Raw genomic sequence first — 21206 nt, 5'->3', positions numbered from 1 at the left:
CCCAATTGCTCGTTGCCGCAACCCAGTTCGACAGGAAGAATTGGAGTCCGCTCCCCGCTCGGTTCGCCCGTGGTCCGGTAGGGCTCTGCTGCGGCGTGCGCATCCCCCAAGTCCGACCCCGCCCGCAGTCTGGGCGCGTAGCCGAAGGGAGGACCGTGACCTTCGGATTCGCTCCGTCCTCGGCGGCATCCATGTCGACGTCTCCCGACCTGTCTGCCGCTTCCACCAACCCACTGGCCCGCATGCTCGAACCCGCCGAATGGGCCTCGGCCGGAATTCCGCTGCTGCGCAATCCCCGTGAGGTCGTCAGTGGGCTGCACGCCCGGCACCGGCCGAGACCGGCGACGGCGGTCGTGGCAGTCCTCGATCCGGACGAGCGACTGCTGGCGAGCGCGTCGTTCACGCGGCGTTCGGCCCCCGCGGACGGCTGGATGTTCCGTAACGCCCTGCTCGCGCAGTTGCGCAAGGTCATCCCGCACGACCTCCGGCGCCGTTCCCCGGTGCGTACGGCCGTGCTGCTGTACTGCCGGGACGGCGACGCGCGTTGGACCGAGGAGGACGGGGCGTGGATGTGGGGGCTGCGGGACGCCTGCACGCTTCACGGGCTGCGCTGCGGCGCGTACATCACCCTCACGCGTGACGGCTGGCAGGTTCTCGGCGAGGGGCGCGGTGGACGCCGGCCCAACACGGACTCTCCGCCGGAGTTCTTCACGGGTGAGGCGCTGCCGCCACCGCCCCGCACCGGAGGGGCGGCGTCGGAGGTACTGCGCCGGGCCGCTGCTCGCTGAGCCACGGCCCGGCCCGGTCCACCGGCCGGCGCCCCGGCAATGACACAGCACCTGCCCGCCCCAAAGGGAAGGCGGGCTGTCGCGCCGATCAAGGGCTCGTCCCGATCGGGTGGGCCGTGCCCCGATCCGACGGTCCTGCCGATCCGACGGATCCATCGGAGGTGCGCGCACATCGCCATCCATCGGCACACCCCACCGCCGAACAGAACACAGGACGCCTCCACCGGGCCACGCGGACCACAGAAAGGGATCCGGTGATCGCCGAACGGATCCGGGTTCGCCGAAGAGGGGTGGCATGCGCATGCCACCCCTGGCGACGCACGTCGGCCGTGCGCATCCCACCGTCAGAGCGCAGGTGCGCCGTGCGGGTAGGACGAAGCGACCTCCGTGCGGGTGCCACCGCGGCGGCACCTTCGACGTCTCGCGGGTCGCACTCCGGACGAGGTCCGGAACGCGATCAGACGCCTGCGCCCAGGACCGAGTTGATCTGCTGCGGGTCACCGCAGACGATCAGCAGGGCACCGGCCCGGCCGAGGGCCAGCGGCAGGCCCGAGGCAACAGCCTCGGCGGAACCACCGTTGACGGCGACCACGACCACAGGGCGGGAAACGGCACGGCCGACGGCGGCGGCGGCGTCGGCGTCGGCGTAGAAGACGTCGTCACCCGCTTCGTGCTGCGCCCAGTAGGCGACCTCGCCGAAGGAAAGCTCGTGCGCGGCCCACGGGTGGAGGTCGCCGGTGGTGATCACCAGCACCTCTCCGGGGGCGCGGCCCGAGTCCAGCAGCAGGTCGACGGCTTCTTCGGCGGCGTCCAACGCGCCCTCGGCCGAGGCCGGGATGAGCTGGAGCTGCGGGGCGGCGGCAGCGGGTGCCGCAGCGTTGACGGACGGCCCCGTGGTGGCCACGACCGGCTCGCGCACGGTGCGTTGGGCCGGCATGGGCCGGACAGGACCCGGGCGGCCGGGACGCGGCGGAGCCACGGGACGGGGACCGGGTACAGGGCGAGGGGTCGGCGCGGTGCGGCTGCTGGCCGGGGTGACGCGGGGACCCTGGGCACTCTCGTGAATCTGAGGCTCCTCGGGAATGAGAGGCATGAGCTGATATCTATCAAACGCCGATGCGATTCGCGTCGGCGGGTGGGACATGAGTGCGAACAAGATCGTCAGAAATCGAAGCCGAGTTGGCCTTCGATCGCCGGAACGTTTCCGTCCGCCCAGCTGCGGGCTTTCTTGAGATGCCGCCACTGGGGCAGCGCATCAAGATACGCCCACGACAACCGGTGGTACGGGGTGGGCCCCCGCTCCTCCAGCGCGGCCTTGTGGACCGGCGACGGGTAACCCGCGTTGGCCGCAAAACCGAAGTCTGCATGTTCGATGCCCAGTTCGGCCATCATTTTGTCGCGCCGGACCTTGGCGATCACCGACGCGGCCGCGACAGCGATGCAGGACTGGTCGCCCTTGATCACCGTACGAACCTTCCAGGGAGCGCCGAGATAGTCGTGCTTCCCGTCGAGGATGACCGCGTCGGGGCGGACCGGCAAGGTCTCCAGGGCGCGCACGGCCGCGAGGCGCAGGGCGGCCGTCATACCCATCTGGTCGATTTCCTCGTGGGAGGCGTGCCCGAGGGCGTACGACGTCACCCACTTCTCCAACTCCACGGCGAGCACGGTGCGGCGCTTCACGGTCAGGAGCTTGGAGTCGGTGAGACCGTCGGGGGCGCGGCGCAGACCAGTGACGGCGGCACAGACGGTGACGGGGCCGGCCCAGGCACCTCGGCCCACCTCGTCGACACCGGCAATGACCTTCGCTCCGGTCGTGGCGCGGAGGGAGCGCTCGACGGTGTGGGTGGGTGGTTCGTACGGCATGGCGTCCTCAGACTACGCCGCCCGGAGGCCGCCGCGACACCCAGGCCGCCCGGGCGGCCGAGTCGCCCGCGGCGGTACCGGTCGGGCGATGCCGATCAAGCCACTCCGCCGCGCAGCAGCGGGACCATCAGCTGGTCGATCATCTCCTGCAGATCCTGATCGCTCCATTCGCTCGCGCACACCTTGGAGCGGTACATCATCATCGCCGGGATGACGTCGAAGACGTAAGGGTTGGCGGCGTCGGGACGGACCTCTCCCCGGGCGATCCCTCGGTGGACGACGTCCCGGAGCAGACGCATGGTGGGTTCGACGACCCCGCCGAGAATCACCCTGTGGAAGCGCTCGGCCTGGGTCACATCGCATTCGTGAAGGACCGAGCGGAGCGCGAAGCCCGGCTGCGAGAACATCGCCTCACGCACGCGGCGGCACAGGTCGAGGAGGTCCTCCCGGACACTGCCGAGGTCGGGGGCCTCGGTCAGGTTCGGCAGGCCCGCCTGGAGCGCGTCGGCGACCAGGTCCTCCTTGGAGGGCCAGCGGCGGTAGACCGCGGCCTTCCCGGTCTGGGCCCGCGCGGCGACACCCTCCATCGTGAGGCCGTTCCAGCCGACCGTGCCGAGCTGTTCCAGGGCGGCCTCGAGAATCGCGCGCTCGAGCACGGCACCGCGCCGGCGCGGGGAGGACGCCTGAGCGGGGGCGGCCGTCCAACGCGAAGTAACCATCAGAGTGTCTCCGTTGTGCGGGGAGTGTGCGGGGAGCGGACATCGGGGGGGTGTGAGCGGTGGAGCGCCGGTCCGGGGCGGACGGCTTGCGGCCGAACCGTTCCCGGGGAGCGGCGATCCGGCTCCACATCTTCCGGCAGCGACTTCAGTGAACGCTTGCGTTCACTGTCGGGGACTCACTACCGTTGACGCGACAGTGAACGCGAGCGTTCACTAACGCACTTGTGGGGGAACCATAGTGACGACATCTCAGTTGATTCAGAACACCAAACCAGGGGCGGCCCGCCGGGAGGGGCATCCCGGCATCGCGCTCACCGTCATCGCGGCCTGCCAACTCATGGTGGTACTCGACGCGACGATTGTGAACATCGCGCTCCCGCACATTCAAGGCGCGCTCAAGTTCAGCACGACCGACCTGACATGGGTGGTCAGCTCGTACACCCTGACCTTCGGCGGTCTGCTGCTGCTCGGTGCGCGAGCCGGTGACATCCTCGGCCGGCGCCGGGTCTTCATGGCCGGCATCCTGCTGTTCACGTTCGCCTCGCTGCTCGGCGGACTCGCCCAGGAGCCGTGGCAGTTGCTTGCCGCGCGCGCCCTGCAGGGCGTCGGCGGTGCGATCGCGTCGCCGACCTCGCTGGCCCTGATCACCACCACCTTCCCGGAGGGACCGGAGCGGAACCGGGCGTTCGCCGTCTTCGCGACGGTCTCGGCCGGCGGTGGCGCCATCGGTCTGCTGGCCGGCGGCATGCTCACGGAGTGGCTCGACTGGCGGTGGGTCCTCTTCGTCAACGTGCCCATCGGCATCCTGATCGCCGTGCTCGCGCCGATGTACATCAACGAGTCCGAACGCCATCCGGGACGCTTCGACATCGCTGGTGCGCTCACGTCCACGGCCGGCATGGCGTCCCTGGTGTACGGCTTCATCCGCGCCGCCGAGGACGGCTGGAAGGACAGTCTCACGATCGGTTCGTTCACCGCGGCCGTGGTTCTGCTGGTGGCCTTCGCGGCCATCGAGACGCGGGCCAAGGAACCCATCACGCCGCTGCGGATGTTCACCGACCGCAACCGCTCCGGTACATATCTGATCATGCTGAGCCTGGCCGCCGCGATGTTCGGGATGTTCTTCTACATCGTGCTCTTCGTGCAGAACGTGCTGGGGTACAGCCCGATCTCGGCCGGTGTGGCCTTCCTGCCGGTGACCGTGGCGATCGCCATCGGCGCGGGTCTGTCCCAGCGGTTCCTGCCGGTGCTCGGCCCCAAGCCCTTCATGATCGCCGGCTCGGCCCTGGTCACCCTCGGCCTCGGCTGGCTGACCTTCATCAGCCCCGACGACTCCTACCTCGGCGGAGTCCTCGGCCCGATGCTGCTGTTCGGCTTCGGCATGGGTCTGAACTTCGTGACGCTGACGGTGACCGCGGTCGCCGGTGTCGCCCAGCACGAGGCAGGCGCGGCCTCCGGTCTGCTCAACGTCACGCAGCAGGTCGGCGGTTCCCTCGGCCTCTCCATCCTCACCACGGTCTTCGGCACGGCCAGCCGTGACGAGGCGCAGAAACAGGTCCCGAAGTTCCTGGCGGACGCGTCGCCCGGGCAGAAGGCCGAGTTCGCCAAGACGCACCAACTGCCCTCCCCCTGGAGTCACGACGTGCTGGCCCAGGGCATCTCGACCGCCTTCGTGCCGGCAGTGGCGATGGGCCTGCTCGCCCTGATCGTCGCCACGCTGGTGATCAGGGTCCGCAAGAGTGACCTGGAGGCCCTCTCCGGGACGCCGGGTCCGGTCGCGGGCTGAGAACCGTACCGCGTAGGCCGGGCCAGGGGTCCTGAGGACCGAAGGCGAGAGAGCCACGGCCCGGCCTTCCGCTGTACGAGGCACCGCATGGCGTGACTCAGCGGTACATGAGATCGTCCCCGATCCGGCTGCAGACGCTCCAGTCCGCGGAGCTGGACGGCGGGCGGTCGCGGAGGATGTCCCGCGCCCGGGCCTCGCCCCAACTGGTCGCGTACCAGGGCTGATCGTCCCGTCCCAGGTCAGCGGCGATCATGCGCAGCGCGCACGACCGCATCGGTTCCTTCAGCTTGTCCAGGGCGGGAACGGCGTCCGCCGACAGGCTCCGCGCGTAGTCGAGGTCGAACTTCTGCGTGTCCTCGTACCGTTGGACGTTCCGCTCGGCGATCAGGCTGTCGGGAGACATCAGTCCGAACGCGAGCACACCGGCGGCCGCACTGGCCGCGACGGCGCGGGGGAGCCAGCGCGCACCCCACACCCCGGCCGCCATGATGAGCACGATGACGAGCCCCAGCCACAGCTCACCGGCGACCACCGACACTCTCAGCCGTGTGAGCCCATAAGCCTCCACATACATGTCCATACGTCGCACAGCGGATGCCACGACAACGAGCGCCAGCGCGCACAGAGTTCCCAGCACCCCGCGGACCAGCTTGCCGTCGGCCGCGCCGCCCCGGGGTGCCCAGCGCAGCGCGAACACCACGACCAGCAGGGTGAGCAGCGTGACGAGCAGCAGCTGCCAGAAGCCCTGGCGCGCGTACTCGGCGTAGGTCTGGCCGGTCTTCTCCAGTACGGCGTCGTAGCCGCCGAACAGGACGGCGAGCTGGACCGCGTTGAAGGCGGCGAAGAGCAGGACCAACAGGATCAGCGGCAGGGCCCACTCGACACGGTTCCGAGGACGCCCGGCGGGCACCGCGACCCGGTCCCACTGCGCCGGTGCGGCCGCCGTGTGGGCCACCGCCAGCGCTGCCACCAGGCCGATCGCCAGTAGCACCACGCGCCAGGGTCCCCCCGTGACGGAGGCGTCCGGCATGAGGTCCCCGAGCAGGCTCGCGAAGGCGGAGTCGGCCCCGGCGAACAGCGCGCCGAAGACCAGCAACAGGACCGCGGTCACCACGAGCGTGCGCAGTCCGACCCCCACACCGCGACGGGCGCCACCGAAACGTTCCCGCAGACCACGCCAGCCCCAGACGGGCCCGGGGACAAGGGCGTTGAAGACGCCGATCGGACTCAGGAGGACCGCGGCCCAGGTGCGTCCACCGTTCAGCGCGAGGGAACCCAGGGCGAGCGCGGTCACCACGGCGAGGAACGACGGCCAGTCCGCGTCCCGCAGAGCGGGCACGATCAGCAGGCCGAGGCCGCCCACGGCCCAGACCAGGCTCCACGCGCGCGTGCGCCGTCCCGCGGCCCGGCCGGCGAAGTAGGCGGCGAGCGCGGCGGGGATCGCGACCAGCAGGAGGTTGATCGCCAGACCGTCGTCGAGGAGCAGCATGCTGAGCACGCCGGTCGCGAGGACGGCCCACAACGTGCCCGTCCGCACGGGCGCGGGTGACGCGCCTTGCAGTCCGGCCAGCAGCGAGGCGGACGGGGGCGGTGGAGTCGCCCAGCTGCCGCTTCCATGGATCTCCCGGGGCGCCACCCCACCGGCCACCGCTCGGGCACCCTGCTCCGTGGGGACATTCCCGAGACCGGCGGCCGAGCCCGCACGGGACGAGGCACCGGCACCGGAGCCGGCCCCAGACCCGGCACCAGCACCGCGGTCAGCCGTTCCCTTGCGGGCGGTCACGGGACCGGGTTCGTCCGCGACACCAGACTCTCCGGCCTCTTCGGCCTTTTCGGCGACGCCCGGCTCGTCCACCTTCCCGGACTCGCTCGCGGCTCCTGGTAGAGCTTTGCCGGAGGTCTCCCCGCCATCCGGACCCTGCGTTTCCCTTTCCAGGCCGGAAACAGCGCTCGGAACAGCCGGTCCAGAGCCGGCCGGACCGGCCGCGTCCCCGGGCTCCGTGGCCTTCGGACGCTCCTTGCCCCCTTCGGGGCTCCTGCGTATCGCCGATGCCTCGTCACTCGGCTCCGGCGTGGACGGTATGTCGGACAAGGGACCCCCTCCCGACCGGTCTCCGGGCAGCCCTCAACGCGCCACTGCGGCGGGGAGACTGCCGACCGGTGTCTCGTCGGCGCACACCCGCCAAGATCAACGGGCGGCGTGGCGCACAGGCTATCCACGGTCAACGCGGCTCAGGGGGTGGCCGAGGGGCTGTAGCGAGCCTGTGACAGTGGAGCGGTTTCCCCGACGGGCTGCTCCCCGGGGCCGACCGTTCCGGCAACCGCCCGAGCCTTTCCCGGGGCGACGCCCGGGCCCCACCCGCACGCGTGGGCACCCTTCAGCGCATAGCCCTCAGCACCCCAGCGGCCTTCACACGCGGGCCCTCGGACCGTTCGGCCCCGACCGCGACAGTTCAGCGCCCGACAAACATGAGTCCTCGGCGTCTGACCGCAGACTGGATTCCAGGGATGCCGCTCGCCTAGCGGGCCCTCACCGCCAGTACCCACTCCGGCAGTTCCTCCGTGGCCTCCAGCCACGCTCCGGGGGGCGCTCCCGCCTTCCCCGAGGCGACCACTCCGCCCACGATGGCGCAGTTCGTGTCCACGTCGCCGCCGACCTGGGAGGTGACCCAGAAGCCCTTCTCGTAGTCACCCAGGGCGCGGGCGGCCGACCAGAGGGCGAAGGGGACGGTGTCATGAGCCGACGTGCGCCGTCCGCAGCCGAGGACGGCTGCCACGGTCGCGGCGTCGCCGTAGTCGAGCATGTCCCGTGCGCGCCGCAGTCCGGCACCGACGGCACTGCGGGGTACGAGTGCGATGACACCGTCGAGCAAGGTCTCGGCGCTGGGCGGGCCCGCCGGGTCGGCGGCCAGCGCGGCGGCCGCGGCGACGGCCATGGCGCCGACCACGGCCTCGCGGTGCTGGTGGGTGGTGTAGGCGGAGATCTCCGCCTGGTGGGTCGCCTGCTCCGGGTCGTCGGCGTACCAAGCGCCCAGAGGGGCGATCCGCATCGCCGCGCCGTTGCCCCAGGAGCCCTGGCCCTTGAAGAGGGCGGACGCCAGCTCGCGCCAGTCGCCGCCCTCACGGATCTGCCGCAGCATGCGGTTGACCGCGGGGCCGTAGCCCCGGTCGAAGTCGTGGTGCTCGGCGAACGAGTGCGCGAGCCGGTCCTGGTCGACGCGTTGGTGAGCGGCCAGGACCGCGACCACGGAGCAGGCCATCTCGGTGTCGTCGGTCCACTGCCAGGGGGTGGGCGGCAGTTCACGGCGCTTGAGCAGCGGGTAGTTCGCGGGCACGAAGAACTGCGAGCCCAGCGCGTCACCCACCGCGAGTCCGCGGAGGCTGGCTAGGGCGCGGTCGAGCCGGCCGTCGGGAGAGGAGTCAGCGATCATCGCTCTGCCACTCTATCCGGTGAATCCGTACGATTCCGGCTCACGCCAGCGATCGAAGGGTCGGTCCAGCGTGTACCGGCCGTCGTCCCCCAGAACGAGCATCCGCGTCTCGCCGTTCCCCGGGTTCGACAGCGACTCGAACTCGGCCACCGTCCAGTGGAACCAGCGCATGCAGAACAGTCGCATCGCGAGTCCGTGGGTCACCAGGAGCACGTTCGGCGGGTGGTCGGGGGCCTCGAAACTCCGGTACAGGCTCTCCAGGAAGCCGCCGACCCGGTCGTACACGTCCGCTCCGGACTCGCCCTGCGCGAATCGGTAGAAGAAGTGCCCGTAGGCGTCCCGATAGGCCTTCTGGAGACGTACGTCGTCACGGTCCTGCCAGTTGCCCCAGTCCTGCTCGCGCAGGCGCGACTCCTCACGCACCCGGACGAGCCCGGGGTCGAGGCGGAAGGCGCGGAACGTCTCGTGGGTACGCCGGTAGGGAGAGACGTAAACGCTTACGCGCTCGCGGCCGAAGACCTCATGCAGTCGTTCACCGGTCTCGGCGGCCTGTTGCCAGCCCTTCTCGGTGAGCGCCAGCGCGTGGTCGGGCTCGCGTTCGTACACGGTGTCATCGGCATTGCCCACCGACTCGCCGTGGCGGACTAGAACGATGCGCCGTGGTCTTGCCATGCCAAAACCCTAGATCGTGTCGGCGCGGATCGAGCAGTCGTACGGGCTCATACGGCGTAGGTCACACCGTTCCCGCACATCAGGGACGCGGCGGGAAAGGGGACGTCAGACGATCCAGCCGGGTTCCAGCTGCACGATGTCGCCGGCGAGGGCGGCCACGTCGGCCTCGAGCTGGGCCCGCAGGGCGAGCCTCTCCACCCGTTCCTCGCGGTATTTGCCGTGCTCGGCGGAGGACTGCCACATGGACAGGACCAGGAACTCGCTGCCGGGTGCCTCGCCGAACAGCCCGCGCACCATGCCGGGCGAACCGGCCATCGCGGGGTTCCAGACCTTCTCCTGCATGAGCGCGAAGTGCTCGGCGCGGTCCTCGTGGACACGGCAGTGCGCGACCCGCACCACGTCGGCCTCGGTGAAGCGCGGTTCGAAGCCGGTCTTCACGTCGAAGCGGTGGTCGAACAGTTTGACCTGGGTGTCCTTGAACGTGCCGGACTGCGCGGCGGCCAGCCGGTCGTGCGAGCGGGCCATGAACGAGTCGTAGAAGGCGCGGCTCTCCCAGAAGGAGAAGATGTGGGCGACGCCGGACCGTCCCGTACTCCATCCCCCACCCTGCCCCCGGAATCCCGGCTCCCCCAGCAGCCCCGCCCACTTTCGCTGCCCCCGTTCGAAACCGCGGCGATCGACCACGGTGCAGCGAATCCACTTGACCAGCACCGCGCCATCGTAAGGCCACCGAGCGTGGCGCCGGTCACGCTCCGCCGGAGTTGATCCGTACGGGTGCCCCCGCGCGCGTGGCACGATGGGCAACCGGCCGTGCCTGCGGGGCAGTTGGCCAGGTCACTGCTGGGACAACGGGGAGAGGAGATCCGATGAACGGTCTCAACAAGGGCATACGCAAAGCCGAGTTGGCGGTCAAGTGGGATCCGAGTCCGGTCGGCGAGCCCGCGACCGATCTCGACATCATCGCGGCGACGTATCCGGCGTCCGCGCCGCAGGGGGATCCGGCCTATGTCGTGCACTTCGACAGCCGGTCCCCGGACGGCACCATCTATCTGAACCGCGACAGCAAGGACGGCAAGGGATTCGGCTGGGACGAGGTCATGACCCTGGAGCTCGACCGCCTGAACAGCCAGTACGCGCGTGTGGTGGTCGGTGTCCTCATCCAGCAGCGCACTGGCCCGAAGACGTTCGTCGGGGTGCTGAACCCCGGTTTCCGGCTGCGCGAGGGCTACACCGTCCTGACCGAGGGCGACTTCGGTGACGTGCTCGGCGCGACGGCCGCGACCCTTGGGGAGTTCGTGCGCGACCACTCCGGGGAGTGGACGTTCCACCCCGGCCTCCATGGCTTCGACACGGACCCCGCGACGTTCGCGCGTGTCATGGGCAGCCCCCAGGAGGCGTGAGGCACCGCCGTCCCGCCCGTTCGGGCAGAGACACGCGTGACCCCGGTGCCCTCCCGTGAACGCCGCAGGGCGGTGGAGCCGATTTCCGGCTCCACCGCCCTGACCTGCTGAATGCGCGCCCGCTGGGGGCCCGGTATCAGCTACAACCGCTGGTCGAGCCGCAGCCCTCGCAGATGTAGCAGGAACCGGCTCGCTGCATCTTCGTACCGCACGAGAAGCAGAGCGGGGCGTCGGCCTGGATGCCCAGCTGCATCTCCACGAGTTCGGCGCTGGTGTGCGCCTCCTTCGGGGCGGGCACGGCGACCGCGGGCACGGCCTTCGGCGTCGCCACGGCCTTCAGCTCCTGCGCGAGGGGCGCCGACTGGGCCAGACCCTCGACGTCGACGTCATCGTCCTCGGAGTGCTCGTAGGAGCCCGTCTCCAGGTGACGCTGACGCTCCTCGGCGGAGTGGATGCCGAGCGCGGAGCGCGTCTCGAAGGGCAGGAAGTCGAGCGCCAGGCGGCGGAAGATGTAGTCGACGATCGACTGCGCCATCCGCACGTCCGGGTCGTCCGTCATACCGGCCGGCTCGAAGCGCATGTTGGTGAACTTGGAGACGTACGTCTCCAGGGGCACGCCGTACTGGAGGCCGACCGAGACGGCGATCGAGAAGGCGTCCATCATGCCGGCGAGGGTGGATCCCTGCTTCGACATCTTCAGGAAGACCTCGCCGAGACCGTCGTCCGGGTAGGAGTTGGCGGTCATGTAGCCCTCGGCGCCGCCCACCGTGAAGGATGTGGTGATGCCGGGACGGCCCTTGGGGAGACGCTTGCGGACCGGGCGGTACTCGATGACCTTCTCGACCGCGGTGCGGATGGTCTCCTCGGCCTTGGCCGTGACCTCCGTCTTCACCTTCTCCTTGGTCTTGGCGGAGAGCGGCTGGCCGACCTTGCAGTTGTCGCGGTAGATGGCGAGCGCCTTGACGCCCATCTTCCACGCCTCGAAGTAGACCTCTTCGACGTCCTCGACGGTCGCCGTCTCCGGCAGGTTGACCGTCTTGGAGAGCGCGCCGGAGATCCACGGCTGGATCGCGGCCATCATGCGAACGTGGCCCATCGCGGAGATGGAGCGCTCGCCCATGGCGCAGTCGAAGACCTCGTAGTGCTCGTGCTTGAGGCCCGGGGCGTCGACGACATTGCCGTTCTCGGCGATGTGGGCGACGACCGCCTCGATCTGCTCCTCCTGGTAACCCAGGCGGCGCAGGGCCTGCGGCACGGTGCCGTTGACGATCTGCATCGAACCGCCGCCGACCAGCTTCTTGAACTTGACCAGCGCGAGGTCGGGCTCAAGACCGGTGGTGTCGCAGGACATCGCAAGACCGATGGTGCCGGTCGGGGCGATGACCGAGGCCTGCGCGTTGCGGAAGCCGTTCTTCTCGCCGAGGCGGACCACGTCCTGCCAGGCCTCCGTGGCGGCGGCCCAGATCGGCGTGTCGAGGTCGTCCACGCGGACGGCCTTCGTGTTGGCGTCGGCGTGCTGCTTCATGACGCGCTGGTGCGGCTGCGCGTTGCGGGCGTAGCCCTCGTACGGGCCGACGACCGCGGCGAGTTCGGCGGAGCGCTTGTACGACGTGCTCGTCATCAGGGAGGTGACGGCGCCGGCGAGGGCGCGGCCGCCGTCGGAGTCGTACGCGTGGCCGGTCGCCATCAGGAGGGCGCCGAGGTTGGCGTAGCCGATGCCCAGCTGACGGTACGCCCGGGTGTTCTCGCCGATCTTCTGGGTCGGGAAGTCCGCGAAGCAGATGGAGATGTCCATCGCGGTGATGACCAGCTCGACGACCTTGGCGAAGCGCTCGATCTCGAAGGACTGGCGGCCCTTGCCGTCGTCCTTGAGGAACTTCATCAGGTTCAGCGAGGCGAGGTTGCAGGACGTGTTGTCCAGGTGCATGTACTCGCTGCACGGGTTCGAGCCGTTGATACGGCCGGACTCCGGGCACGTGTGCCACTGGTTGATCGTGTCGTCGTACTGGATGCCCGGGTCGGCGCAGGCCCAGGCGGCCTCGGCCATCTTGCGGAAGAGCGACTTGGCGTCGACCTCCTCGATGACCTCACCGGTCATGCGCGAGGTGAGACCGAACTTGCCGCCCACCTCGACGGCCTTCATGAACGTGTCGTTCACGCGGACCGAGTTGTTGGCGTTCTGGTACTGGACGGACGTGATGTCGTCGCCGCCCAGGTCCATGTCGAAGCCCGCGTCGCGCAGGGCGCGGATCTTCTCCTCTTCCTTGACCTTGGTCTGGATGAAGTCCTCGATGTCGGGGTGGTCGACGTCGAGGATGACCATCTTGGCCGCGCGGCGGGTGGCGCCGCCCGACTTGATCGTTCCCGCGGAGGCGTCGGCGCCGCGCATGAAGGAGACGGGGCCGGAGGCGTTGCCGCCGGAGGAGAGGAGTTCCTTGGAGGAGCGGATGCGCGAGAGGTTCAGGCCGGCGCCGGAACCGCCCTTGAAGATCATGCCCTCTTCCTTGTACCAGTCGAGGATCGACTCCATGGAGTCGTCGACGGACAGGATGAAGCAGGCGGAGACCTGCTGGGGCTGCGGCGTCCCGACATTGAACCAGACGGGGCTGTTGAAGCTGAAGATCTGGTGCAGGAGGGCGTACGCCAGCTCGTGCTCGAAGATCTCGGCGTCGGCGGGCGACGCGAAGTACTTGTAGTCCTCGCCGGCCTTCCGGTACGTCTTCACGATGCGGTCGATGAGCTGCTTGAGACTCACCTCACGCTGCGGGGTGCCGACGGCACCTCGGAAGTACTTGCTGGTGACGATGTTGACCGCGTTCACCGACCAGAGGCCGGGGAACTCGACGCCACGCTGCTCGAAGTTGATCGAGCCGTCGCGCCAGTTGGTCATGACGACGTCACGACGCTCCCACTCCACCTCGTCGTACGGGTGCACGCCGGGGGTCGTGTGAATACGCTCGATGCGCAGTCCCTTGGTGGCCTTGGCCCCGCTCTTGGTGCGAGATCCTCGTGCCGGACCGCTCGCCGTCTCTGTCATGCCGCCTCCCTGTATCAGGCTAAAACGCCCTGAAAGGCCACGTTCTTCCCGTGGCGCGATGTGTTTCTGGTGCTGCGTGCCGCAGAGCACGGCTGGTCGCAGCAGGTCTGTGTGCGTCACCCACCAGCGAGGACCGGGCGCTCCGGGCGTCCGGCCCCGCGGTCAGTCGGCGGCGGTGGCGGACACGGGAACCTCGACGGCTCCTCCGTGTCCGTGGTCGTTCTCGTCTCGCACCCGGGCCGGGTCGTCGTCGTCCACGGCGGTGCGCTGCGTCACTGCGCGAAGCTCCGTGATGGCGGCTTCGAAGTCGTCGAGAGAATTGAAGGCCCGGTAGACCGAGGCGAACCTCATGTAGGCCACCAGATCGAGTTCCTGCAAGGGTCCGAGTATGGCCAGGCCCACGTCGTGGGTGGTCAGTTCGGCGCTTCCGGTGGCACGCACCGCTTCCTCGACGCGCTGACCGAGCTGGGCGAGCGCGTCCTCGGTGACCGGCCGCCCCTGGCACGCCTTGCGGACGCCGTTGATGACCTTGGTACGACTGAAGGGCTCGGTCACGCCGGACCGCTTCACGACCATCAGCGAGCACGTCTCCACGGTCGTGAAACGACGGGAGCAGTCGGGACACTGGCGGCGCCTGCGGATCGACGTGCCGTCATCGGTCGTACGACTGTCGACGACGCGGCTGTCGGGGTGCCTGCAGAAGGGGCAGTGCATGGCTCCAACCCTCCTTCACAGCACGGCTCATAGACCTCTCGGGACCTCCTGGGCCCCGCGAAGCAGCCTCAAGCATAGGCGATGCCCGAGGGCTCGGAGACCCGGGGGACCACAACTTCTGGGCTGCTGTCGCAATCCAACCACTAGATGTGGGGCCTGACCCATCAAGTCGCCCTATCCCCGCGTGTCGCGCACGTAAGGGCATGTGTCGCGCAGGCATACCCATCCCGGACACACGGGGATAGCGTGGTCGGCGCACGGAAGGGGAGCCGGTTCCCGGCCTGCCGGCCAGGGAGTGGCAGACTGGGCGTCGGCCCAGGTCAGCGAGGACGGCCACCGCCTGCGGCGGTGAAGAGTACGACAATGGATCGTTTTGTCCGTCCGGTGCGTCGCCAGCTATACACCCAGACACATGATCACGACAGACAAACTGCGGTTTTTCACTCGAACGTGTGTTTGGCGCAACCTTTCGAAAGCAACTACCGTTGTCCAGCAGGGAGACCATCGAGAGGGGCCGACGTGACCACCACCGCAGACAGCGCCACCATCACTGCCCAGGACCGCTCCCAGGGCCGACTCGAGCCGGTGCATGCGATGAACGAAGCCGCGAATCATGAGGGGCCCAAGCGCTCCCTGCCTGGGCGACCTCCAGGCATCCGAGCCGACAGCTCGGGACTCACGGACCGGCAACGCCGGGTGATCGAGGTGATCCGGGACTCCGTGCAGCGGCGCGGTTACCCGCCGTCGATGCGGGAGATCGGGCAGGCCGTCGGCCTTTCCAGCACCTCCTCCGTCGCGCATCAGCTCATGGCACTGGAGCGCAAGGGTTTCCTTCGCAGGGACCCGCACCGCCCGCGCGCTTACGAGGTGCGGGGCTCCGACCAGTCGTCGGTGCAGCCCACGGACACGGCGGGCAAGCCTGCCGCGTCGTACGTACCGCTCGTCGGCCGGATCGCCGCCGGTGGCCCGATCCTCGCCGAGGAGTCGGTCGAGGACGTCTTCCCTCTCCCCCGCCAGCTGGTCGGCGACGGTGAGCTGTTCGTCCTGAAGGTCGTCGGAGACTCGATGATCGAGGCCGCCATCTGTGACGGGGACTGGGTGACGGTCCGCCGCCAGCCGGTCGCCGAGAACGGTGACATCGTCGCCGCGATGCTGGACGGCGAGGCCACGGTGAAGCGCTTCAAGCGCGAGGACGGCCACGTGTGGCTGCTGCCGCACAACTCCGCGTACCAGCCGATCCCCGGCGACGAGGCGACCATTCTCGGCAAGGTCGTCGCCGTGCTGCGCCGGATCTGACACCGCGGGGGCGGATCACCGCCCCCGCCCCTGACCGGACCCCGGAACCAACTGCGCCGGTTCCGGGGTCCTGTGCGTGCTGTGCCTGCCGCGCCCTTGCTACGTGGGGGCGCGGCCCACATCGACCTGCCGGGCCGCCCGCGGCCCAGGTGCCCGTCGCCGACGACGGCGCCGAGCCACTGACCCGCCCAGCGCGCCCCCGAGACCCACCTACGCTTCCTCCGAAGCCTCGACGCCCTCCGCGGCCTCGACGTTCTCAGCCGTCTCCGCCGCGGACACGGCCTGCTCCGCCGCCGACGCCCGGACGGCCTCGGTCTCCTGCGCCTTCTGGTCGATCGCGGCAAGGGACCGGCGGACCTGGTTGCGGTCCGTGGTGTACCAGAAGTCGGGCAACGAGGCCTTCAGATAGCTGCCGTAGCGGGCCGTGGCCAGGCGCTGGTCCAGTATGGCGACCACGCCGCGGTCACCGGACGCGCGGACGAGACGGCCGGCGCCCTGCGCCATCAGGAGCGCGGCGTGGGTGGCCGCGACGGCCATGAAGCCATTGCCTCCGTTGTCCTCGACCGCCTTCTGGCGGGCGCTCATGAGCGGGTCGTCCGGTCGCGGGAACGGGATCTTGTCCATGACGACCAGCTGACAGCTCGTGCCTGGCACGTCCACGCCCTGCCAGAGCGACAGCGTGCCGAAGAGGCACGTCTTCGGGTCCGCCGCGAAGTTCTTGATCAGCTCGCCGAGCGTCTCCTCCCCCTGGAGCAGGATCGGGTACTCGGGAATTCGGGTGCGCAGCTCCTCCGCCGCGAGCTGGGCCGCGCGCATCGAGGAGAACAGGCCGAGCGTGCGACCGCCTGCGGCCTGGATCAGGTCGGTCAGCTCGTCCAGCATGTCGCCGCGGTCGGCGTCACGGGCCGGGCGTGAGAGGTGCTTCGCGACGTAGAGGATGCCCTGGCGGGGGTAGTCGAAGGGCGACCCGACGTCGATGCCCTTCCACTGGGGGATGTCGTCGCCCGCCGTGCCTTCGGGGGCGAGGCCCATGGAGGCACCCACTCCGTTGAAATCGCCGCCCAGCTTGAGTGTCGCGGACGTCAGGACGACGGAGCGGTCCGCGAAGAGCTTCTCCCTCAGCAGGCCCGACACGTTCATCGGGGCGACGCGGAGGGAGGCACCGAAGCGGTCGTGGCGCTCGTACCAGACGACGTCCCATTCGGAGCCGTTCGTGATGCGCTCCGCCACGTCGTGCACCGACTCCACGGAGGCCAGGGCCTGCTTGCGTACGGCGTCCTCGTCCTGGACGGACTTGTCGCGGGTGGAGCCCAGGGCCGAGATCACCTGGCGGGCGGCGTCCCGGAGCGCCATCAGCGCGTACCCGAGGTCCTCGGGGATTTCCTCCAGGCGGCCCGGAAGGGCGAGCTCCATCAGCCGCTCGAAGCCCTCGGCCGCGGTCTGGAGCTGGTCGGCCACCTTCTCATTGACCAGCCTCGAGGAGCGGCGGACGGCGCGGTTGACCTGGCCGGGGGTGAGCTCGCCGGTGGCGACGCCGGTCACGCGGGAGACCAGTTCGTGGGCCTCGTCGACGATCAGGACCTCGTGCTGCGGGAGGACCGGGGCGCCCTCGATGGCGTCGATCGCGAGCAGCGCGTGGTTCGTGACGACGACCTCTGCGAGCTTGGCGCGCTCCCGGGCCGCCTCGGCGAAGCACTCGGCTCCGTAGGCGCACTTGGTGGCGCCGAGGCACTCGCGGGACGACACCGAGATCTGGCCCCAGGCCCGGTCGGAGACACCGGGGGTGAGGTCGTCACGGTCGCCGGTCTCGGTCTCGTCCGACCAGTCACGCAGCCGCAGCAGGTCCTGACCCAGCTTGCTGGTGGGGGCGGCGGCCTCGAACTGGTCGAAGAGTCCCTCGTCCTCGTCCTGCGGCATGCCTTCGTGCAGGCGGTGCAGGCACAGGTAGTTCGACCGGCCCTTCAGCATCGCGAACTCGGGGCGGCGGCGCAGCAGCGGGTGCAGTGCGTCGACGGTGCGCGGCAGGTCCCGCTCCACGAGCTGCCGCTGGAGCGCCAGGGTGGCGGTCGCCACGACCACCCGCTCTCCGTGGGCGAGCGCGGGCACCAGGTACCCGAGGGACTTCCCTGTGCCGGTGCCCGCCTGGACCAGCAGGTGGGAGCTGTCGTCGATGGCGCCTGCGACGGCTTCGGCCATGGTCACCTGGCCGGGGCGCTCCGTGCCGCCGACAGCAGTGACGGCAGCATGCAGGAGTTCGGGGAGTGAGGGCTTCGTCATAGCGGTGCCAGCCTACGGGGCGCCACCGACAACCGGGCGATCAAGGCCGGGGCCGGGGGCGCGATCAGGACGGGTGCGGGAAGGGTGGTTCCGGCGGTCGGCGGGAGGAGGTCCGCAGCTGTGGGACGGACGGAAACTCCTCGACCGGGAACCGGACCGGGTCGAGCGGTGTACCAGGAGTGACGGCTCACAGCAGATCGCGCAGAGCCCGGTCCCGGACCATGAGGGCGGCCCGCTTGTCGGGCAGGTCGACCTCGGCGGAATAGCGGAAACCGGCGCTCAGGAAAGCGGAGACGGAGGGTGTGTTGCGCAGGTCGGGTTCCGCGACGACGCGGGCACAGGAAGGACGCTTGTCCAGGACGTGGTCGGCGACGGATCTGAGCAGGACGGAGCCGAGCCCTCGCCCACGGTCGGCGACGGCGCCGATGAGGAGATGGATACCGGTGTCGTGGGGCCGGGCGGGGTAGTGGCGCGCCAGGGGGTCGAGGTCCGCGCGGTAGATCTCCCAGTAGCTCATCGGGACGCCGTCCAGCACCCCGAGGCAGGGCACGCTGCGTCCGTCCCCGTCGACCTGCGGACGTAGATGCTTCTCGACGACGGACTCGGGTCCTTCCAGTTCCCAGAAGGCCGCGACGGCGGGGTCGTTCATCCAGCGCGACACGAGCGGAGCGTCCCGGTCGGGCCGCACGGGGACGAGCTGGAAGACACCGACGCCGGTGGTGACCGGGCCCCAGCCGCCGACCCGGTCGAGCAGATCGCCCCCGCCCGCGCCGCTGTCCCCGGCCCACGGGTCCCCGACACCTCCGACCCCTGCGTCCGCAAAGCCCCATGGCTCGCCGGCCTCGGCCGCGGCGTCCCCGGGCCGCTCCGTGCCGCGGGCGAACAGGGCGATCAGGTCGTCCGGAAGGCGCAGGTCGAGGGTGTCCTCGCAGTCCGTGGCGGCGCCTGGGTCCGAGCCGGTGTGCGTGCGGGTTCCGGTGTCCGGGCCGGATCCGGGGGCGACCCGCGCCGCGGGATCTGTGTCGGCTTCGGTGCTCGCGTCGGTGGGAGGCACGAGGCTCCTCTCAGGAGACGGGGTGGGTCATGTTCCTCAGGAATGAAGGGGGTTGGAGATCGTGACGTAGACGGACTGGGTGTCGACGGGGCCGACGAGTTCGTCGAGACCGTGCAGCCGCGTCAGCAGGTTGGCCTTGCAGCGCAGGACGGGTGAGTCGAGCAGCAGGGCGGGCAGTGTCGTGCGGAGCCGGGCCGGGCCGGTGGCGACGTCCGAGAGGAAGCGACGGAAGGCGGCGATCAACAGCCGCTCGTCGGCGAGCCGTTGCGAACCGAACGCGCCGATGAGTCCGAGGACGTTGTTGATGGCGAGGTAATAGGCGAAGCGTTCGTCGGTTACGTCATCGGGGACGAAGGTGTCGCTGTGCTCGCCGATGCCGGGCAGCCGGGCGTCGAGGTCGGCGCGGCGGGACGCACGGAAGTAGTAGCCCTGGTTGTCCCGGTAGCGGCCGCCCTTGGGCCAGCCGTCCGCGTCCAGCAGGAGGAGGGTGTTCTGCTGGTGGGACTCCAGGGCGACGCCCGCCTCGCTGTCGAGCCAGAGGACGGGGCGGACGACGTGTTCGAGGTAGCGCAGGAACCACTCGGCGGCGACGGCGCCGCGCGGGCGCCCGGTGCGCGCGGCAAGCCCGGTGACGAGCTCGGTGAGCCGGGACCGCATCAGGGTGCGGCCGTCGGCGCAGTGGTGGGGTCGAGGTGAGACGAGCCCCGCGACGCAGCCGGCGTCGTCCGCCGGCCCGAACGGGTTGTGCCGGATCATCACGTCGAGCCCTTGAACGGGCTTGCCGTCCTGCCCGTCGACGGCGAGCCAGGCCGGGTCCCGGACGATGTCGAAGCCCGGGTGGACGGCCTGCCACTCCTTGAACAAGCCGCTGCGCAGGAGGCGGTGGACCTCGACTCCCCGGTGGAGTTCCTTGCGGAGGTTCTCGCGACGGGAGTTGGTGATGCGCAGACCCAGGGAGAGTTTCAGCATCGCGGGGGCGCCGGAGCGGTAGACGGTGCGGACGGAGGAGGTGGGGTGCCATGCCGCGCCGAGCGGGCCGAGGTCCAGGAGCAGTCCGGCATCCAGCAGGGCGGCGGTCTCCGTGCGGTGCTTCAGCTCGCGCATCTGCCAGGGGTGCAGAGGCAGGGCTGCGGTGTATCCGTCGGGCAGCGCCAGGTCGGCGCCGGCCAGCCGCAGGGTCAGCTGCTCCGCGGACACGGGCCGCCCGCGTTCCGTCCACGCGGAGTCGGTCGCGAGTACCGAGGGGGCGACGGCCATCCAGTGCAGCGGGAAGGACCCGCGCAACTCGGGCGAGTAGAGCGTTCCTTCGGCGTCGGAGAGCCCTTCGCGGCCCTTCGGTGTCGGATGCAGTGGGTGGCCGAGGAGAAGGGCCTGTTCGGCGGAGAGGAAGCGGTCGCCCGTGTCGGCGGGGTGTTCCCGGCGGTCTTCGATGAACACGGCGGTGCGCCGCACGGAGTCGGCGACGCGGCCCACGAGGTCGGCGGCCTCCCCTGCCGGACTGTCCGGCGTACGGCCCGCACGGTGGCCCGGCGCGCCGATCGCCTGATCGGTACGGCTCGACGGAACCTGCGAGACGGCGGACACCGCGTCGGAGAGTGCCTGGTCAGCAGCGGCCTGCCCGAGGCCGACGGAGCCGGCGCCGGCGGGTGTGGCCTGCCCCCCGCTCACGGCCCGGGCGGCTGCGGTCGGCGTACTGGCGGCGGCCGTCTCTCGTGCGAGGAGTGCGGCCACGGTCACGGCGTCCGCGGGAGGTGCGCCCTCGGGAGCGTAGGCGAGGTGGGGGAGGCCGAAGCGGTGCCAGCCGGTGGCGGACCAGTAGTGGACGGGGACCAGCAGGATCGCGCCGCTGGCGGGGAGCGGGATGCGGAGGGTGCCGTGGTCCGGGGCGGCCAGGTCGTTCTCCCGTACCCAGCAGCGCAGCAGGTTCTCGACTGCCGCGGCCTGGGCGGCAGTTCGGGTGTCGGGGTGCTCCAGGGGGTCGGCGGTGCACCCGCGCAGCCACTCGGACTCCCGGCGGCCGGCCTGCTGCCGGGGAACCGATTCCGCCACGGAGCGTTGCGGAGTGGGTTCCCCGACTGCTCGCTCGCGCGTGAGGGGGCGGTGGTCGGGTGCGGGGATGGTGTTCACGGGCATTCCTTGTAGGTCGTTCGGGTGGGCGCGGCGACGCAC

At 70.2% G+C, this 21206-nt stretch carries 16 protein-coding genes; 4 read left to right on the top strand and 12 right to left on the bottom strand.

Features of this window, described 5'->3' with window-relative positions:
- The first annotated feature begins 155 nt into the window (after positions 1 to 155).
- Positions 156 to 788: a hypothetical protein gene (locus ACIRQH_RS36580; protein ID WP_358819519.1), complete on the top strand. Its 633-nt coding sequence runs from the start codon at positions 156 to 158 to the stop codon at positions 786 to 788.
- Positions 789 to 1245: 457 nt separating this feature from the next.
- Here ACIRQH_RS36580 and ACIRQH_RS36575 read toward each other — a convergent pair whose 3' ends face one another.
- The 3 genes from ACIRQH_RS36575 to ACIRQH_RS36565 form a co-directional block, all read right to left on the bottom strand.
- Positions 1246 to 1881, bottom strand: coding sequence for a hypothetical protein (locus ACIRQH_RS36575; protein ID WP_404229372.1), 636 nt, complete (start codon positions 1879 to 1881; stop codon positions 1246 to 1248).
- A 68-nt stretch (positions 1882 to 1949) separates the two neighbouring features.
- Positions 1950 to 2651 carry a ribonuclease HII gene (locus ACIRQH_RS36570; RefSeq protein ID WP_358819886.1) on the bottom strand — a complete coding sequence of 234 codons (702 nt, stop codon included), beginning with the start codon at positions 2649 to 2651 and terminating at the stop codon, positions 1950 to 1952.
- A 95-nt stretch (positions 2652 to 2746) separates the two neighbouring features.
- On the bottom strand, positions 2747 to 3370 hold the full coding sequence (locus ACIRQH_RS36565; protein WP_358819885.1) for a TetR/AcrR family transcriptional regulator: 624 nt from the start codon (positions 3368 to 3370) through the stop codon (positions 2747 to 2749).
- A gap of 238 nt (positions 3371 to 3608) precedes the next feature.
- On the opposite strand from ACIRQH_RS36565, the gene ACIRQH_RS36560 reads away from it, so the two are divergent.
- Positions 3609 to 5156: an MFS transporter gene (locus tag ACIRQH_RS36560; RefSeq protein WP_404229369.1), complete on the top strand. Its 1548-nt coding sequence runs from the start codon at positions 3609 to 3611 to the stop codon at positions 5154 to 5156.
- A 97-nt stretch (positions 5157 to 5253) separates the two neighbouring features.
- On the opposite strand, the gene ACIRQH_RS36555 is transcribed toward ACIRQH_RS36560, so the two are convergent.
- The 4 genes from ACIRQH_RS36555 to ACIRQH_RS36540 all read right to left on the bottom strand — a co-directional run bounded on the left by ACIRQH_RS36555 (position 5254) and on the right by ACIRQH_RS36540 (position 9970).
- Positions 5254 to 6726, bottom strand: a complete 1473-nt coding sequence (locus tag ACIRQH_RS36555) for a DUF4153 domain-containing protein (protein WP_404229454.1) — start codon at positions 6724 to 6726, stop codon at positions 5254 to 5256.
- 949 nt (positions 6727 to 7675) lie between these two features.
- A complete protein-coding gene (locus ACIRQH_RS36550; RefSeq protein WP_388867663.1) occupies positions 7676 to 8587 on the bottom strand; it encodes an ADP-ribosylglycohydrolase family protein in 912 nt (303 codons plus the stop codon).
- A 12-nt stretch (positions 8588 to 8599) separates the two neighbouring features.
- The gene (locus tag ACIRQH_RS36545; protein WP_358819881.1) at positions 8600 to 9259 is read right to left on the bottom strand and encodes a histidine phosphatase family protein; all 660 of its coding nucleotides are present in this window, start codon (positions 9257 to 9259) and stop codon (positions 8600 to 8602) included.
- 105 nt (positions 9260 to 9364) lie between these two features.
- Positions 9365 to 9970: a YdbC family protein gene (locus ACIRQH_RS36540; protein WP_358819880.1), complete on the bottom strand. Its 606-nt coding sequence runs from the start codon at positions 9968 to 9970 to the stop codon at positions 9365 to 9367.
- A 155-nt stretch (positions 9971 to 10125) separates the two neighbouring features.
- Between ACIRQH_RS36540 and ACIRQH_RS36535 the strand changes: the two genes are divergently transcribed.
- On the top strand, positions 10126 to 10659 hold the full coding sequence (locus tag ACIRQH_RS36535) for a TerD family protein (RefSeq protein ID WP_358819879.1): 534 nt from the start codon (positions 10126 to 10128) through the stop codon (positions 10657 to 10659).
- 136 nt (positions 10660 to 10795) lie between these two features.
- Here the strand turns inward: ACIRQH_RS36535 and ACIRQH_RS36530 are convergent, their stop codons facing one another.
- Together ACIRQH_RS36530 and nrdR are read right to left on the bottom strand one after the other, a co-directional pair.
- A complete protein-coding gene (locus tag ACIRQH_RS36530; protein WP_358819878.1) occupies positions 10796 to 13696 on the bottom strand; it encodes a vitamin B12-dependent ribonucleotide reductase in 2901 nt (966 codons plus the stop codon).
- Positions 13697 to 13858: 162 nt separating this feature from the next.
- On the bottom strand, positions 13859 to 14410 hold the full coding sequence (nrdR, locus tag ACIRQH_RS36525; protein WP_388867668.1) for a transcriptional regulator NrdR: 552 nt from the start codon (positions 14408 to 14410) through the stop codon (positions 13859 to 13861).
- 519 nt (positions 14411 to 14929) lie between these two features.
- Between nrdR and lexA the strand changes: the two genes are divergently transcribed.
- Positions 14930 to 15706 (top strand): transcriptional repressor LexA, encoded by a 777-nt coding sequence (gene lexA, locus ACIRQH_RS36520; RefSeq protein ID WP_358819876.1) that lies wholly within the window; start codon positions 14930 to 14932, stop codon positions 15704 to 15706.
- A gap of 210 nt (positions 15707 to 15916) precedes the next feature.
- Here lexA and ACIRQH_RS36515 read toward each other — a convergent pair whose 3' ends face one another.
- The 3 genes from ACIRQH_RS36515 to ACIRQH_RS36505 all read right to left on the bottom strand — a co-directional run bounded on the left by ACIRQH_RS36515 (position 15917) and on the right by ACIRQH_RS36505 (position 21164).
- Positions 15917 to 17983: an ATP-dependent DNA helicase gene (locus ACIRQH_RS36515; protein ID WP_388867671.1), complete on the bottom strand. Its 2067-nt coding sequence runs from the start codon at positions 17981 to 17983 to the stop codon at positions 15917 to 15919.
- Between the two features lie 187 nt (positions 17984 to 18170).
- Positions 18171 to 19037, bottom strand: a complete 867-nt coding sequence (locus ACIRQH_RS36510) for a GNAT family N-acetyltransferase (protein ID WP_404229363.1) — start codon at positions 19035 to 19037, stop codon at positions 18171 to 18173.
- A 36-nt stretch (positions 19038 to 19073) separates the two neighbouring features.
- Positions 19074 to 21164: an IucA/IucC family protein gene (locus ACIRQH_RS36505; protein ID WP_404229360.1), complete on the bottom strand. Its 2091-nt coding sequence runs from the start codon at positions 21162 to 21164 to the stop codon at positions 19074 to 19076.
- Between the last annotated feature and the right edge of the window lie 42 nt (positions 21165 to 21206).

The sequence above is a fragment of the Streptomyces sp. NPDC102279 genome (genome assembly GCF_044766365.1).
GTDB lineage: Bacteria > Actinomycetota > Actinomycetes > Streptomycetales > Streptomycetaceae > Streptomyces.
This window is presented reverse-complemented; position numbering and strand designations above follow the sequence as displayed.